The sequence below is a fragment of the Bacillus sp. 41-22 genome (assembly GCF_025809295.1).
GTDB classification, from domain to species: Bacteria; Bacillota; Bacilli; order Bacillales; family Bacillaceae_G; genus Bacillus_A; species Bacillus_A mycoides.
Genome location: NZ_CP084035.1, coordinates 4,693,216 through 4,709,396, shown reverse-complemented (window position 1 = coordinate 4,709,396; position 16,181 = coordinate 4,693,216). Strand labels below are relative to the sequence as shown.

The 16,181-nt window shown below is 37.0% G+C and carries 19 protein-coding genes; 10 read left to right on the top strand and 9 right to left on the bottom strand.

Translation table 11 applies throughout. The features are described 5' to 3' along the window. Positions 1–289 precede the first annotated feature (289 nt). On the bottom strand, positions 290–1,003 hold the full coding sequence (locus LCF45_RS24295; RefSeq protein ID WP_002015862.1) for a DNA alkylation repair protein: 714 nt from the start codon (positions 1,001–1,003) through the stop codon (positions 290–292). Between the two features lie 118 nt (positions 1,004–1,121). Between LCF45_RS24295 and LCF45_RS24290 the strand changes: the two genes are divergently transcribed. Beyond that, positions 1,122–1,589 carry a hypothetical protein gene (locus LCF45_RS24290; RefSeq protein WP_002034556.1) on the top strand — a complete coding sequence of 156 codons (468 nt, stop codon included), beginning with the start codon at positions 1,122–1,124 and terminating at the stop codon, positions 1,587–1,589. A 103-nt stretch (positions 1,590–1,692) separates the two neighbouring features. On the opposite strand, the gene LCF45_RS24285 is transcribed toward LCF45_RS24290, so the two are convergent. Further along, positions 1,693–3,018 (bottom strand): ArsB/NhaD family transporter, encoded by a 1,326-nt coding sequence (locus tag LCF45_RS24285; RefSeq protein WP_002129696.1) that lies wholly within the window; start codon positions 3,016–3,018, stop codon positions 1,693–1,695. Positions 3,019–3,308: 290 nt separating this feature from the next. Here LCF45_RS24285 and kapD point away from each other — a divergent pair, with 290 nt between their 5' ends. Then, complete coding sequence (gene kapD / locus LCF45_RS24280) at positions 3,309–3,932, top strand: 3'-5' exonuclease KapD (protein ID WP_002034559.1); 624 nt, start codon at positions 3,309–3,311, stop codon at positions 3,930–3,932. 40 nt (positions 3,933–3,972) lie between these two features. Here kapD and LCF45_RS24275 read toward each other — a convergent pair whose 3' ends face one another. Then, on the bottom strand, positions 3,973–4,356 hold the full coding sequence (locus tag LCF45_RS24275; protein WP_001209324.1) for a kinase-associated lipoprotein KapB: 384 nt from the start codon (positions 4,354–4,356) through the stop codon (positions 3,973–3,975). Positions 4,357–4,521: 165 nt separating this feature from the next. On the opposite strand from LCF45_RS24275, the gene LCF45_RS24270 reads away from it, so the two are divergent. Together LCF45_RS24270 and LCF45_RS24265 are read left to right on the top strand one after the other, a co-directional pair. Then, on the top strand, positions 4,522–4,698 hold the full coding sequence (locus LCF45_RS24270; RefSeq protein WP_000982764.1) for a hypothetical protein: 177 nt from the start codon (positions 4,522–4,524) through the stop codon (positions 4,696–4,698). Between the two features lie 68 nt (positions 4,699–4,766). Beyond that, on the top strand, positions 4,767–5,306 hold the full coding sequence (locus tag LCF45_RS24265) for a superoxide dismutase family protein (RefSeq protein WP_002089287.1): 540 nt from the start codon (positions 4,767–4,769) through the stop codon (positions 5,304–5,306). A 117-nt stretch (positions 5,307–5,423) separates the two neighbouring features. Here LCF45_RS24265 and LCF45_RS24260 read toward each other — a convergent pair whose 3' ends face one another. Beyond that, entirely contained in the window at positions 5,424–6,575 is a 1,152-nt protein-coding gene (locus LCF45_RS24260; protein WP_033730828.1) for a MalY/PatB family protein, read from the bottom strand. A 117-nt stretch (positions 6,576–6,692) separates the two neighbouring features. Here LCF45_RS24260 and LCF45_RS24255 point away from each other — a divergent pair, with 117 nt between their 5' ends. Then, complete coding sequence (locus LCF45_RS24255; protein ID WP_002015854.1) at positions 6,693–6,944, top strand: YugE family protein; 252 nt, start codon at positions 6,693–6,695, stop codon at positions 6,942–6,944. A 215-nt stretch (positions 6,945–7,159) separates the two neighbouring features. Here LCF45_RS24255 and LCF45_RS24250 read toward each other — a convergent pair whose 3' ends face one another. Next, entirely contained in the window at positions 7,160–7,999 is an 840-nt protein-coding gene (locus LCF45_RS24250; protein ID WP_002034539.1) for an alpha/beta fold hydrolase, read from the bottom strand. 263 nt (positions 8,000–8,262) lie between these two features. After that, on the bottom strand, positions 8,263–9,255 hold the full coding sequence (locus LCF45_RS24245; protein ID WP_033707944.1) for a 2-hydroxyacid dehydrogenase: 993 nt from the start codon (positions 9,253–9,255) through the stop codon (positions 8,263–8,265). A 296-nt stretch (positions 9,256–9,551) separates the two neighbouring features. On the opposite strand from LCF45_RS24245, the gene LCF45_RS24240 reads away from it, so the two are divergent. The 3 genes from LCF45_RS24240 to yugI all read left to right on the top strand — a co-directional run bounded on the left by LCF45_RS24240 (position 9,552) and on the right by yugI (position 11,833). Next, a complete protein-coding gene (locus tag LCF45_RS24240) occupies positions 9,552–10,049 on the top strand; it encodes an Lrp/AsnC family transcriptional regulator (protein WP_002129688.1) in 498 nt (165 codons plus the stop codon). Next, a complete protein-coding gene (locus LCF45_RS24235; RefSeq protein ID WP_002129685.1) occupies positions 10,046–11,236 on the top strand; it encodes an aminotransferase in 1,191 nt (396 codons plus the stop codon). Before LCF45_RS24240 ends, LCF45_RS24235 begins: the two co-directional genes overlap by 4 nt. A 252-nt stretch (positions 11,237–11,488) precedes the next feature. Further along, positions 11,489–11,833: a S1 domain-containing post-transcriptional regulator GSP13 gene (gene yugI, locus LCF45_RS24230; RefSeq protein ID WP_002015848.1), complete on the top strand. Its 345-nt coding sequence runs from the start codon at positions 11,489–11,491 to the stop codon at positions 11,831–11,833. Positions 11,834–11,945: 112 nt separating this feature from the next. Here yugI and LCF45_RS24225 read toward each other — a convergent pair whose 3' ends face one another. Then, on the bottom strand, positions 11,946–12,179 hold the full coding sequence (locus tag LCF45_RS24225) for a DUF378 domain-containing protein (RefSeq protein ID WP_002089278.1): 234 nt from the start codon (positions 12,177–12,179) through the stop codon (positions 11,946–11,948). Between the two features lie 282 nt (positions 12,180–12,461). Here LCF45_RS24225 and LCF45_RS24220 point away from each other — a divergent pair, with 282 nt between their 5' ends. Both LCF45_RS24220 and LCF45_RS24215 read left to right on the top strand, forming a co-directional pair. Continuing rightward, on the top strand, positions 12,462–13,814 hold the full coding sequence (locus LCF45_RS24220; protein ID WP_002015845.1) for a glucose-6-phosphate isomerase: 1,353 nt from the start codon (positions 12,462–12,464) through the stop codon (positions 13,812–13,814). Between the two features lie 108 nt (positions 13,815–13,922). After that, on the top strand, positions 13,923–14,336 hold the full coding sequence (locus LCF45_RS24215; protein ID WP_078206630.1) for a YugN-like family protein: 414 nt from the start codon (positions 13,923–13,925) through the stop codon (positions 14,334–14,336). On the opposite strand, the gene LCF45_RS24210 is transcribed toward LCF45_RS24215, so the two are convergent. Together LCF45_RS24210 and LCF45_RS24205 are read right to left on the bottom strand one after the other, a co-directional pair. Further along, complete coding sequence (locus tag LCF45_RS24210; RefSeq protein ID WP_002167466.1) at positions 14,323–15,318, bottom strand: potassium channel family protein; 996 nt, start codon at positions 15,316–15,318, stop codon at positions 14,323–14,325. The two genes, LCF45_RS24215 and LCF45_RS24210, sit on opposite strands and share 14 nt — an antisense overlap. A gap of 95 nt (positions 15,319–15,413) precedes the next feature. After that, complete coding sequence (locus LCF45_RS24205) at positions 15,414–16,097, bottom strand: MgtC/SapB family protein (protein WP_002034530.1); 684 nt, start codon at positions 16,095–16,097, stop codon at positions 15,414–15,416. Positions 16,098–16,181: the final 84 nt, after the last annotated feature.

Below are 16,181 nucleotides of genomic sequence, written 5' to 3'. Positions count from 1 at the left end.
GAAACGAGCAATATATGCTTTAAAAAACATAAAAAAACGCTCATCCCAAGGCTTAATCGCCTAGGGACGAGCGTTTGCCCGCGGTTCCACCCTAGTTGATACACAAAATGTGCATCCACTTTATCACGTATTGCTCGAGACTGCCGTTTCCTCGCAGCTTCAGGCTTTCACTATCCCTGAATCGCTTTTTATGCAAGTACTTATAAGTCCGTCATCGCTACTTATATTAATAATAATGAACATATTTTAACACGTTCTTTTTTAAATCTCAATAGAGGAACGTGCCCATCTAGGATAGAGTCTCGCCTATTTTTTCGTTATTTATTCCGTAATTTTGCTTAATATGCTTAATTGCTTCACGTTTACTAAGTGGAGCGAGCTCGTTAGTTTGAACGTATTCCCATACTACATCTGGTTTTGTTTTTGCATATTCGCGAAGGACCCAGCCGATTGCTTTTTGAATGAAAAATTCTTTTGAGGAATGTAGTTGTCCGATAATCCAGAAAAGGAGTTCTTCATCCATTTTTTGTTTGTATTTTAGCTGGAATAAAATAGCGGCACGTTGTAACCATATGTTTTCTGATGCAATCCATTTTGGAATATATGCAGAAATTAATTCTGGATGTTTTAAAAAGATAGCACCTAAAAATGTAGGGACGATGCTATCAACAGAATCCCACCAAGATTTTGTGACAATAAGTTCTTCTAAAAATGGGATGTGAGTTTCATTTATGTGTTTTTTATATTTTTGCATGATATCGAGTGCGGCAGCTTGAAATTCACGTTCTGGTAGGTCCCAAAGTTCACGCACGATAATTTGGAAGTCCTTTTTATCTGGGAGAGTATGTATTTGAATTACGTCTTTCAATAACTGTCTTCTCTCAGGAGTTTGAATACCGAGAAACGGGAAGTGATTTTTCATATAACGTGCCATCGGTTCTGCTTTTTCGGGATTTTGATGAGCTGTAAAATGCTCTTGTAATGCCTTTACAAATGGATGCATAGGTATGTACTCCTCTCTCATTATCTTTCTCTTCTTATTATACAAAGAGTTTGGTTAAATTTTAAAACATAACTTGCACTGTAATGAAATATGTTGAGAAGAGAGAGGAGAGGATAAGATGGAAGATCAAGGCGTACTAGCAGGTTTCTTTGCTCTTAGTTTTGCGTTTATGCTTGTTATAATAATTTGGGCAATTATTTCGTATTTGTTAACGGCTTTTGCACTTTATACGATGGCGAAAAATGATGGTGCAACTGATGGTGTTCTTGCTTTTATTCCGTTTATAAATAGTAAGATATGGGGTGATTTAGCGAAAGATAAATTACCAGATTTCTTGAAAGAAGAAGCAGGGTGGAAAGTATTTGGCATATATGTTGGATGCTTCATCTTTAATTTCGTACCAATTCTATATATATTAGCAACAGCTGTATCACTTGTACTGTCTATTTATCTTATCTATGCTATTTTGGATAGATACGGAACGAATTCCATACTGTTTACGATCATTCATACAATCACGTTTTCGGTTTTCTTGCCGATTCATTTGTTCATTATTCGGAATGAGCCGGTGAGGTATAACGAGTAGGCGTATCAAAGTTGCCCTGCGGTCGATATATTTGGTTCTATAATAATTCGGATATGCTGAAAAAAGAACGAAAGCGCCCTGCTGAGCAGGGCGCTTTTTTCTACTACATAAGATAGCGTAAGTAAATGTAAATGTGAGAAATGATTAATGAAACGATCATAATTGGGAAGCCGACTTTAAGGAATTCCATGTAGCTGAATTTATGTCCTTCACGACTTGCGATTCCGGCTACGATTACGTTAGCAGAAGCTCCGATTAATGTTCCGTTTCCACCTAAGCAAGCACCTAATGCTAATGCCCACCATAGTACGTCAATTTGTGCGTCAGAAGGTGATAAACCCAGCCCAACTGCCATATCGTTAATAAGTGGAATCATTGTTGCAACGAATGGAATGTTATCGATTGTTGCAGAGGCGATACCAGATACCCATAAAATAAGGATAGATGCGTGAGAAATATCTCCGCCTGTTATTCCAATTACTTTTTGAGCTAACATTTTGATAAGCCCGATATCGATAAGTCCTCCAACGAGTACGAATAGTCCCGCGAAGAAGAAGATTGTTACCCACTCTACACTTGCGAATACCTCTTCAATTTCATGTTCTTTCACACCGATTAACATAAGTACAGTAGCGCCAGTTAAGGCGATGATAGCTGCATCAATATGGAAAATAGAATGAGTCATGAAGCCTACAATAGTAAGGCCAAGTACTGTTAAAGATTTCTTCATTAATACTGGGTCTTTAATGTATTGTTTTTCATCTAAGCTCATTAACTTTTTAATTTGTACAGGATCAGCAATTAATTGCTTACGGTACATGAAGTAAAGCATTGTTGCCGTAACAGCAATAATGATGATCACGATAGGTGCTAAGTTGAATAAGAAAGCATTGAAATCTAAATGCTTATTTGCAGAACCAATCATAATATTTGGCGGATCACCAATTAATGTTGCTGTTCCTCCGATATTTGAAAAAATAATTTCAGAAAGTAAATATGGAACAGGATTTACTTGCAAGATGCGCGTAATAGATAAAGTAACTGGAACAACAAGAAGTACTGTTGTAACGTTATCTAAAAATGCTGAGCCAAGCGCGGTAAGTAAGGAAAGTGAAATTAAAATTTTAATTGGATTTCCTTGTGCTCCTTTTGCGGCTTTAATGGCAACGTATTGGAAGACACCTGACTTACTTGTAATGTTTACCAGTATCATCATACCGATGAGTAATGTAATTGTTCCCCATTCAATATGTTTCGTAAAGGCATTGTGTAAGTCAACGACCCCTGCAATTACCATGAATGCTGCACCAAGAAGTGCGATGACAGCACGGTTAATTTTTTCAGAAATAATAATGGCATATGTAATTAAAAAGACTGCGATAGCGAAATAATACTGCCAGTTTGCGAGTTCTTGCGTTGTTTCGTGCAAAACTCTCATCTCCTTTCATTCATTTTTCTTAGTGTGTCAAAAAATTAACTAGATGAAACACACATAACGTCATTATAAAGTAGAAAAATGGCGGATGTAAATGAAAGGGTTTATTTTGTCATATTTTCTGCATAGGTCATTTTTTCTTATTTTTAAAAATATTTGTGGGCATCTGACATATATATAAGATACATCCAATCTGAATATTTAAAATCGAATCAGCATTCGAGCTTGTTCGTGTAGGAGTGTCAAATAGAAAGGAATGACAAATATGATAAGGAAGGGATCGTATGGATGAACAACGATTTTTGTTTTTAGACTTTGAGTTTACGATGCCCCAGCATAGAAAAAAGCCAAAAGGTTTTTTCCCAGAAATTATTGAGGTCGGACTCGTTTCAGTTGTTGGTTGTAAGGTGGAAGATACGTATTCATCGCATATTAGACCGAAAACATTTCCGTCTTTAACGGATCGATGTAAAAAATTTTTAGGAATTAAACAGGAAGTAGTGGACAAAGGAATTTCTTTTCATGAACTTGTTGAGAAGCTTGCAGAATATGAAAAGAGTGGTAAACCGACAATTGTAACGTGGGGAAATATGGATATGAAAGTCTTAAAGCATAACTGTGAAATGGCGGGAGTAGAATTTCCATTCTTTGGACAGTGTCGTGATTTATCGCTTGAGTATAAGAAGTTTTTTGGAGAGAGAAATCAAACAGGGCTGTGGAAAGCAATTGAGGCGTATGGAAAAGCAGGAACAGGAAAGCATCATTGTGCGCTTGATGATGCGATGACGACATATAATATTTTTAAGTTAGTAGAAAAAGATAAAGAGTATTTAGTCAAACCAGCACCTCCGACATTAGGGGAACTTGTTGATTTTTCGAAAGTGTTAAAGAAAGTGAGTACACAGTAACGACCAAATTGCAAAATATGTAATTTGGTCGTTTTGTTTTTTAAAGTTTGTAATCTTGCTTCAATTGCTGAAGTGTTTCTAGACTACGCCCCGCAAAAGGTGAATCATCTTCAGAAAATGAATTCATTTGAGTTTCTAATGCTAATTTTAGTGACTCTGTATAATCCGGAATTTCTCCTTCATATTTCTTCACCATTTGCTCTGGAATGTTCGTCTGTTCACGAAAAGCTAAAGCACGTCTTTCATGGAAGAATGGTACGTCAGCTTGTTTTACATTATGTAAATCACCTTGCACTGGATGTTTTAAAACAGCTAGTACTTTTACGACGTAACTGCCAGGACGGCTATTTGTAATTTCGCCGATGTATTTTCCAGTTTTATAAATACCAGTAACGATTTCACCAATTTCAAATGTTTCTCTCATATTTTTCACCTCAAGTTTATAGTAAGGAAAGTGCGCGAAGGAGTCAAAGAAATCATTCGCTTTCGGAACGCCCCCTTGAGAATATGAACTGGTTCAACTATAATTTAAAGATATATAACAGAAAATTCTGATGTTTTTTGAATCCTATAATAAGGAGTGTTCGTTATGATGCCTTTATATTTCCCTGAAGATAAAACGGAGTATATTATTCCAGGTATTGTTTGCGTTCTATTTATCATCGGTGCGGTTGCTACGTGGCGTATGTTTATTCGTGTATCAAAACGAGAAGCAGAGCGATTACAGAAAGTAGAAGAAAAGCTTTTAGCTGAAAAGAAACGGTAATTCATTTTTGTATGTTTCCCTCTATGCTCGGACAATCTAAGGGCAGAAAGCATTTTGGAGGGAATTGAATGAAAAGACGGCTTTTTTTCAGTTGTTGTTTATTATTTCTAATGGCGGGTTGTGACCAAGGGAAGCCGAAAGAAATTGATGTGAAATTACATAATGCTTCAGGTGATGAAGTTGGGACTGCAAAAGTAGCTCAGCAAACAAGTGGAGTGAAAATTACGATTAAAGCGGAAGGTTTTACACCAGGACCACACGGTATACATGTACACGAAATCGGAGAATGTAAAGCGCCTAGTTTCGAATCATCTGGGAATCATTTTAATCCAGATAATAAAAAACATGGGCTCTTGAATCCGAAAGGTGCGGAAAATGGTGATTTACCGAATGTAGTGGCGGATGGTTCTGGAAAGATTAAAGCAGAAATCGATGCTCCGCATATAACGCTTGAAGAAGGAAAAACGACGATTCATAGAAAAGATGGAGCGTCTATTATTATTACAGAAAACGCTGATGATGGTATGACGCAACCAACTGGTAAATCTGGTGGCCGAATTGCTTGCGGTGTTATCGTAAAAAAAGCGTCGGATCTGAAGAAAAAATAGAAGCTACCGTGAATGATAGCTTTTGTTGTAAAACCGCATGATAGTAAGTGGAATTATATCGATTTACCGAAAAAAGGAGGCTATCTCAATATCATTTTGGGATAGCCTCCTTTTTTGTTATGAGAATGTATGGTGTAGTCTGTTTAAAATTTCTTCTAAAACAGATCTAGGACAGCCAATGTTAATTCGGATATGGGCTTCCCCGCCCATTCCGTATTTCTCACCGGGCTCAATGATGATTTTACCTTTCTCTTCAAGCAATGCTGTTCGTTCATCTTGAGAAAGATCCAAGTGGGAACAATCAATCCACAGTAAAAAACTACCTTCTGGTTTAATTACAGAAAGAGCTGGTATGTGATTTTGAATATACTCACAAGCAAATTGAGCGTTATCTTCAACATACAATCGAATTTCATTTAGCCAATCATTACATTCTGTATAGGCACTTTGCATTGCTGTATAAGCAAATGTATTTAATCCGTGGAATCCTTGTCTATATTGGATAGACATAAAGGCATTACGGAGATTTTCATTCGGAATAATAATGATCGATGCTTGTAATCCAGCGATATTAAATGTTTTGCTCGGAGCCATACAAGTAATAGTGCGTGCTGCTAATTCTTCAGATAAAGAAGCAAACGGTGTATGAGTATGGCCTCTATAAATAATATCGGCGTGAATTTCATCCGCGACAACGGTTACATTATATTGCGTACATAACGTACCGAGTTTTGTTAGCTCCTCTTTCGTCCAAACGCGCCCGATAGGATTGTGAGGGCTGCAAAGAAGCATTAGTTTTACACCTTGTTTAAATTGAGTTTCTAGATGCTCGAAGTTTATCTTATATATGCCATTTTGTTTAAATAAGGGACTCTCACATAATTGTCTATTATTTGTTTTGACCATTTCAAAAAATGGTGGATAAATAGGAGGTTGTACTAGTACGGCTTCTCCTTCTTTCGTTATAGCTTGTATGCTCGTACTAAGAGCTGGAACGATACCTGCGCTAAATACAATCCATTCTTTTTGTATTTCCCAATTGTATTGGCTTTTCGTCCAATTACAAATGATATCCCCAATATTTTCAGGAGGAAGTGTATAGCCGAAAATAGGATGTTCTGTGCGTTTTTGTAATGCAGTTTGAATTGGTTTTGGTACTTCAAAATCCATATCGGCAATCCAAGCGTGGATGAGCTCTTCATTTTTATATGTATCCCATTTTGTACTATGCGTTCCGCGACGATTTACCGTTTTATGAAATAGTTGCATATGTTTGCTCCTTTCTTCTGTCAAACTGTTAAGTTATGAAAATTCTCACTCTTCTTATAGAATAGCTGATGTGATACGATAAAGAAAAGCATTAAAAAGTGAAAAGGCGGGAAGCAGATGGGTGCATATGACAAAATGATTGAGGTTGTGAAAAATTGGGATCCGTTTCAAATGGGACCGGAGTTTTATGAAACAGAAGCGAGCGATGTTGTAAACGTCGTAAGTGTGTTTGATGATCCGAAATACATCGCAAAGAAGATTCAACATATATACTTTATGTCTTTTGAAGAAGTACCTGCACTTGAAAAATGCGAAAAATTAGCAGTAGAGTTACTCGTACTAAAAGAAGGCGGAAGTTGTTCGTTATAGGCTGTCGGAATTTACGACAGCCTTTTTGTTTATTTTCATTTGTGCTGATTGATTAAAGCTTCACTTTATCCCGTTTTAACGGGCAGTAAGACTCCCGCCTCAAAATTAGGTTGAAGCAAGGAGGTTAGGCGAGAAATCAAACTGCCCGTAAAAACCCGATTGGTGAAGGCTAATAATCCGTGGGGATAGAGCCTCCCACGGATTAAAGCTTCACTTTATTGCGTCGCAAACGTAATAATTTCTTCATAAACATGATCGGGCTTTTCTTCAGGTAGTAGGTGCCCTGTATTTTCGTAAGAAATGAAAGTTGAATTAGGTAGGTCCTTATGGAGACGGTGTCCTACATGTACAGGGACGACGCGATCTTTTTCACCCCAAATGAGTAATACTGGGGTTTCGATTTTTTGTAATTCAGTTGAAGATAAGTCACCTTCACGGTCTCTTATCATTCGAGTTAAAGCAGGGAATATACGATCATCATAAAAAGGAGCAGCATAGCCTTCCATCATTTCATTGTCAATTAATGAATGGTCATGAACGACATTCATTAAGTTATGGACGATGCCCCTTCGAATAATCCAGTTCTTCACGTATAAGTGGAAGAACGGTAAATAAGAGGAGTACAGTAAAGGTAAGTTTGCGCGTGCTAAATAACTAGAGCTACATAGTAAAATCGTCTTTGAAATTAATTCAGGGCGTAGTCGGTTTACAAAGAGTGAAATTTGTCCGCCCATAGAATGGCCAACTAGTACAATATTCGAGAGAGATAAATGTTCGATTAAATCGATAATAATAGCTGCTAAATTGTGATAAGAATATTTAAAGAGATGAGATTTATCACTTTTTCCGAATGGTGGTAAATCAAGGGCAATTACTGTACCTTCCTTTGTTAGTAAAGGAATGAGTCGTCGATAGCTAAATGAGGAAGAGAGGAAGCCGTGAACGAGTACGAAAGTAGGTCGTTCTTTTTTAGTATTATGTTCATACAATTCGTAATGAATAGTAGTCCCGCGAGTGGAAAAAGTGAAGTAAGGGCATTTGCATTCATGGTTCATTTTTTGTCACTCCATTGATTTTTGTTCATATCATCTCCCGGTAAGAAACAAAATATGTTAACAAAAAAAGGCAAGATGACATCGTCATCTTGCCTTTCGCTTATTTATCCCGCTATTCGCCGGGCAGTTGACTCCCACCTCAAAATTCGGCGAATGCGAGGAAGTTAGGTGGGAGATAACTGCCCGTAAAAGCCCGATTGGTGAAGGCTGATAATCAGTGGGGGATGGACAAAACCCCCACTGATTAAAGTTTCACTTTATAATTACCCACGCACAATATTAGGTGGTGTTTTTCCTTGTAATCCTGCTACTAAATTTTCAGCAGCTGTCATTGCCATTTGCTGCCGAGTTTTTAATGTTGCAGATCCGATGTGCGGTAAAGTTACAACGTTTTGTAATGATAAGAGCGGATTCTCTTTTTGAATCGGCTCTTGTGTAAATGTGTCGATGCCGGCTGCAAATATTTTCTTTTCTGTTAACGCATGAATTAATGCAGTTTCATCTACTGTTTTCCCGCGAGAAGCATTAATGAAAATTGCTGTTTCTTTCATTAATGAAAATTCCTTTTCACCGATAAGATGATACGTTTCATCTGTTAATGGAGTAAGAAGAATAATAAAATCAGATTGTTTGATTAAAGTTTGTAAATCACAATATGTAGCATCAAATTTTTGCTCAGCTTCTTCTTTACGGCGACGATTATAGTAAAGGACATTCATATCAAAGCCGAATTTCGCTCGTTTTGCGACAGCTTCTCCAATTCGTCCCATTCCGATAATACCAATCGTACTATGATGTACATCTAGTCCGAAGTGTTCTTTTCCAATTTCAGCGTTCCATTCACCATTTTTTACATAGGAATTGAGTTCGCAAACACGGCGACCAGCAGATAACATAAGAGCGAAAACGAGATCGGCTACTGTATCATCTAACACATATGGAGTATTCGTTCCGATAACATTTTGTTTTTCCATCGCTTTTAAATCAAAGTTATCATGGCCAACAGAAATGTTACTTACTACTTTTAAATTAGGAGCAACCTGCAATAACTCTTCATTTATAGTAGATCCGAAATTTAATAACCCATCTTTATCTTTTATTTTTTCTAATAGAACATCACGAGGTACTTTCTCATTTTGATCCCATTTTTCAAAATCACAGTGTTCTGATAAATAGTTTTCTACAAATGTTGGAACTGGTTCGGCAATATATACTTTTGGTTTCACGGTTCCATCCCCTTTCCTCTTTACCTGGATTGGTGTGTGCTAATAATCAGCGGGATAAAGCATTCCGCTGATTAAAGTTTCACTTTATCCCGCATTAATGGACAGTAAGCTTTCCGCCTTGAAGAACAGCTAAGGCAAAGAATATAAGTTGGAAAGCACCTATCCGTAAATGCCCGATTGGTGCGGGTTAATAATCAGCGGGATAAAGCATTCCGCTGATTAAAGTTTCACTTTATTTTGACATAATTCTCGAAAAAAATCTTCTTTTCAAACTGGAAAGAGTATTTGTATAATTTAGACAGAAACTAAAAGGAAGGATGATTTATATGGTGACAGAGAAAGAATTGGAATTATTAGCTTGTCTTGAAAAGAATAGTCGTTTATCTGTAGATACATTAGCGAAGTTGTTAAATATAGAAGTAGAAGAAGTGAAAAAAATGGTTGCGAAATTAGAAAGTGAAAAGATTATCGTGGACTATGTAACACATATCGATTGGACAAAAGTGAAAGAACATACTGGTTTAACGGCGATGATTGATGTGAAAGTTACACCGAAGCGTGGTGTCGGTTTTGATGCAGTAGCTGAACAAATTTATCGCTATTCAGAAGTGAAATCCGTTTATTTAATGTCTGGGACATATGACCTTTCTATTACATTAGAAGGAAAGACGATGGGAGAAGTAGCGATGTTTGTTTCTGAGAAATTAGCAACAATTGAATCTGTCGTTTCAACGACAACTCATTTTATTTTGAAGAAGTATAAACATGAGGGGATTATTTATGAAAAGACAGATGATGATAAGAGAATTGTGGTGACACCGTGAAGCAATTTGACCTATCTAGAGTAGCAGAATCTTTACAACCGTCCGGTATACGAAAGTTTTTTGATTTAGCGGCAAGTATGAAAGGTGTTATTTCACTTGGAGTGGGAGAGCCGGACTTTGTTACACCTTGGAATGTAAGGCAAGCATGTATTCGTTCTTTAGAACAAGGATATACGTCATATACAGCAAATGCAGGATTATTGGAGCTCCGTCAAGAAATAGCAAAGTATCTAAAAAAACAATTTGCAGTATCTTATGATCCGAATGATGAAATCATTGTTACAGTTGGAGCGAGTCAAGCGCTAGATGTAGCGATGCGTGCTATTGTAAACCCTGATGATGAAATACTTATTATTGAACCAAGTTTCGTTTCGTATGCACCGCTTGTTACGTTAGCGGGCGGGGTCCCAGTTCCAGTGGCGACTTCATTAGAAGATGAATTTAAAGTACAGCCAGATCAAATTGAAGCAGCTATTACAACGAAAACAAAGGCAATATTACTTTGTTCTCCCAATAACCCAACAGGCGCAATGTTAAATAAATCCGAATTAGAAAAGCTAGCTGTTATTGTTGAGAAGTATAATTTAATCGTGTTATCGGATGAAATTTATGCAGAGCTCGTATACGACGAAGCATATACGAGTTTCGCGAGTATTAAAAATATGCGTGACCATACGATTTTAATTTCAGGATTTTCAAAAGGGTTTGCCATGACGGGATGGCGTCTTGGGATGATTGCAGCCCCTGTTCAATTTTCAGAATTAATGCTCAAAATCCACCAGTATTCAATGATGTGTGCACCGACGATGTCTCAATTTGCAGCACTTGAAGCATTACGCGGGGGAAATGATGAAGTAATTCGAATGAGAGATAGCTATAAAAAACGTCGTAACTTTATGACGACATCTTTCAATGAAATGGGCTTAACATGTCATGTGCCAGGCGGGGCATTTTATGTCTTCCCTTCTATAGCTTCAACCGGACTATCTTCAGCAGAATTTGCAGAACAATTATTATTAGAAGAAAAAGTGGCTGTTGTTCCTGGAAATGTGTTTGGCGGGAGTGGTGAAGGATTTATTCGTTGTTCATATGCAACATCGCTTGAGCAACTTATGGAAGCAATGAAGAGAATGGAACGGTTCATAGAGAATAAAAAAAGGACAAAACACAATACGTTTTGTCCATAAAAGGGGGGGAATACTAGAAAGCCATGTGTTAGTATTATATCCTAATATTGGAGAATTATACGTATTACAGGAAATTTTTTCGTGAATTTTGAATGAGTTCTATCAAAGTGGTATAATTTACTAATATAAGGTGGGAGTATCCTCGGTGTTTTACTTAGGATACTTACCACTAATCGGATATTTAACAATAAATACATCTGCTTTGCTATTTACAATTGTAGAGAAAATGGTAAACGTATGGGAGTGTTTCACATGTCAGAACAATATACAACGGGAGTGGTTGTAACAGGGAAAGTAACTGGAATTCAAGATTACGGTGCATTTGTAGCTTTGGATGCAGAAACACAAGGACTTGTGCATATATCTGAAATCACAAATGGGTATGTAAAAGACATTCATGACTTTTTAAAGGTCGGAGATACAGTAGAAGTAAAAGTACTTTCAATTGATGAAGAACACAGAAAAATGAGTTTATCGTTAAAAGCGGCGAAAAGAAAGCAAGGACGAATTCTTATACCGAATCCATCAGAGAACGGATTTAATACACTGCGAGAAAAGCTAGCAGAATGGATTGAAGAGTCGGAGGTAATAAAGTAAAAGAGGAACGCATATGAGCGTTCCTCTTTTACTGTGACTTATGATATATATATTTGCAAATATGATTGCATGCAATCATATTCGTATGTCGGAGGCGAAAAAGACATACTGACTATTGAATTTCATGTGTTTCTGGGTGAGTACCAAGATTCTCGGATGGTTTAAATAGTAAGCCGAGATTGATAAGCCCAGAAATACCAACGATGCCGTAAATAATACGTGCAAGAGCTGATTTCTGTCCCCCGAAAATAGCTGCTACTAAGTCAAACTGGAAGAACCCGATCAGTCCCCAGTTAACAGCGCCGATTACAGTGAAGACTAATGCGATACGTTGCAAGGTACTCATGAAAAGCCCCCCCTTAATGTGAAGCGTGAGCAAGCAAGGAGTTAATAAGAAAATTTAACTCCTTTATAGAATGGTATAGTTTTGTTGTTTTTATACATGAAAAATGTACGAAAAACGATGTATATACATCTATACCGAAAAATTCGAATTTTTATGCAAAAAATGAACTTTTTCTAAAAAATAAATAATGGTTACGTTTACAATTGTTGAATCGCTTGATTTACAACTTTAGTTTCGCTAAAGTGAATACAGAAATACATATACATAATTGGAGGGAAAAAGATGAGTACACATGTAACGTTCGACTATTCTAAAGCGTTATCCTTCATCGGTGAAAATGAACTAACTTATTTACGTGATGCAGTAAAAGTAACACATCATGCAATCCACGAAAAAACTGGAGCTGGGAACGATTTCCTTGGGTGGGTAGAGCTTCCGCTTCAATATGACAAAGAAGAATTCGCTCGCATTCAAAAATGCGCAGAAAAAATTAAAAATGACTCTGACATTTTACTTGTTGTAGGTATTGGTGGTTCTTATCTAGGAGCACGCGCAGCAATTGAAATGTTAAACCATTCTTTCTATAACACGCTTTCTAAAGAACAACGTAAAACTCCACAAGTGCTATTTGTTGGACAAAACATTAGCTCCACTTACATGAAAGATTTAATGGACGTACTAGAAGGTAAAGACTTTTCTATTAACGTTATTTCCAAATCAGGTACAACAACAGAGCCTGCAATCGCATTCCGTATTTTCCGTAAATTATTAGAAGAAAAGTATGGAAAAGAAGAAGCACGCAAACGTATTTATGCGACTACAGATAAAGCGCGCGGTGCTTTAAAAACATTATCTGATAATGAAGGCTACGAAACGTTCGTTATTCCAGATGATGTTGGCGGTCGTTTCTCTGTATTAACACCAGTAGGTTTATTGCCAATCGCTGTAAGTGGCCTAAACATTGAAGAGATGATGAAAGGTGCAGCTGCTGGCCATAATGATTTCGCGAAATCAGAACTTGAAGAAAACCCAGCTTACCAATACGCAGTAGTTCGTAATGCTCTATATAATAAAGGGAAAACAATTGAAATGCTTGTTAACTATGAGCCAGCACTTCACTACTTCTCTGAGTGGTGGAAACAGTTATTTGGTGAAAGTGAAGGAAAAGATCAAAAAGGTATTTTCCCATCTTCAGCAAACTTCTCAACTGACTTACACTCATTAGGTCAATACATTCAAGAAGGTCGTCGTGACCTATTCGAAACAGTTCTTAAAGTAGGTAAATCTACACACGAACTAAAAATCGAATTAGACGACAACGATTTAGATGGATTAAACTACCTTGCTGGTGAAACGATAGACTTCGTAAACACAAAAGCATACGAAGGTACATTACTTGCACATAGCGATGGCGGAGTACCAAACTTAATCGTAAACATCCCTGAATTAAATGAGTACACATTCGGTTACCTTGTATACTTCTTCGAAAAAGCATGTGCGATGAGCGGCTACCTATTAGGCGTAAATCCATTTGACCAACCAGGAGTAGAAGCATACAAGAAAAACATGTTTGCTTTACTTGGTAAACCAGGATTTGAAGAATTAAAAGCAGAATTAGAAGAGCGTTTAAAATAATGAAAAGCGATCGGGTCTCCGGTCGCTTTTTATTATTTTATTGAAAGGTACATCGGTATATTCAAACTAGAATGGGTATGCTAAAGGAAAAGTCTAGGAGGGATGGGCTTGATTCCGATTCAATCAAAATTAGAAGGATGTACATATGCGTTATATAAGTTAGAAGAGGTTATGAAACCACTTGGATATAGTATTGGCGGTAATTGGGATTATGATAAAGGATGCTTTGATTATAAAATCGACGAAGAAGAAGGGTATCAATTTTTACGCGTACCATTTACAGCGGTGGATGGGGAACTAGATGTGCCTGGTGTAATAGTCCGTCTTGAAACACCGTATATTCTTTCGCACGTATATCAAGACGAACTAGATGATAATGTTAATGCTTTAACAGTTGGAACGAGTGGATTGGATCAATTTGCGGAGCCGCAAGATCCAGATGGAGATGTGAAAAGAAAGTATGTCAATATTGGTAAAGTATTGGTACAAGAACTAGAAAATCATTTTTTTAATGGTGAATAACGATGAGTATGTCGCTTTCGATGAGAATGAAAGAATGAACTGGATTGATCATATATTGTTCGTCGCGCTTTACACCTAGTAAGAGAATGTTTTGCTTTAAAAGAGTATAGCTACAATTTGCAAAGGATTGTCCGGTGCAGGACGGGGGAATCTCCATCAGTTGTAATTTGTTATCAGAGATTTCATCGTAAAGTGAGAATAGTACACCTGAAATGGAAGGGAATAAAAGAGAAGCGGTAAATACATAGCTCGTTAATTTATTTCCTTCTATAATTTCTGATACGCCAGCTCTCGTTGCATTTTGGATTTGTTCAGAAGTAAGAAGTTCAGCGATGCAGTGAATGTTTGGATTAAGTCCTTTTGCAGTTAAAATATTTAAAATGGACTGTGTATCTGCTAAGCTTTCGTTCTTCTCTTTATCCGCTGTTATTAATATAGTGTGAGCTGTTGTAATGTTAGCTTTTAATAAAGTTTGATCGTGATGCGGACAACCTTTTATAAATTCTAAATGATGAAATGGCTTTGGAAGTAAAGAAAGTGTTTCATCAATTAAAACGATATCAAGGTTCGGTTGTAATATGTGCATTTGTTTTACAACATGTTTTGCACGCTCATTCCAGCCAACGATAATCATATGACCATTAGAGGTAGCAGCTGCTTCACCCTTAATTCTCATATATTGTTTATTAATCATGTCGGTAGCGAATAGAACCATATAATAAGAACAAAATCCCGTTCCTAATAAAATAATACATATACCAATAAGTTTTCCTATCGTTGTATGGGGGGCGAAATCGCCGTATCCAACGGTGAAAATGGTAACGATTGACCACCAAACCCCGTCGAACCATGTGGTGAAGTGAGATGGCTCTAATATATGTATAAGAAAGCCGGAGAAGGTAGTAAGTACAATAATAAAACAAATTAAACGAAATATAATGGAATCACGAAATGTATCTACTAAATTCGGACGGGATTTCAAGTTCCTATTCCTCCTTACTTTTCAGGACTACATTCATTGTTACCATTATAGAAAAAAGAAAAACTCTCTAATTAAAAAGAGAGTTCATTTCATAATTAATACATACTTTCAACTTCAGTTTGTTGAACACTTTCAAGATGCTGAAGAGCATAATAAACATCAGCAGTATGTCTTTTTTGATCGATAGACAATTTTAAATGTAAATAGTGCGAACCATTTTCCAATGTTTTGAGCTTCATGTTCTTAACTTTTATATCCATTTCTTTTATTTCTTCAATTACGGTCGGGATATTGTCCATATTTCGTACAACGAGTTTCACTGCGATATCACGTTGGCGAAATGATCTAGGACCGACGTATTTCATCGCTAATGGTATAAGTTCTACACTAATCATAAGGAAACACATTCCGAAAATAGCCTCGATATAGAAACCAGCTCCAACGGCAATGCCGATGCCAGAAGCACCCCAAATCATAGCGGCGGTCGTTAACCCCGCAATACTATCGTTTCCTCTGCGTAAAATTACACCGGCACCTAAAAAACCAATTCCTGATACAATTTGAGCGGCAAGTCGAAGTGGATCCATATTCATATGATCGGTATGTGGTAAGTTGTAAGCTGCTTTAATAGAAACAATGGTTAGGAGGCAACTAATAATAGAAATAACTAAACACGTTTTTAAGCCGAGTGGTTTACGTTTTAATTCGCGCTCTAAACCGATAGCGAATCCTAAAATAGCCGAGAGACCTAGTTTTATTAATAAGTCGGTGTAGTCCATGTATATTCCTCCTTGTATGATATGGTATATGAATAAAACGTTTATCCCACTATTTGCGGGCAGTAAGCCCCGCCTCAAAATTCG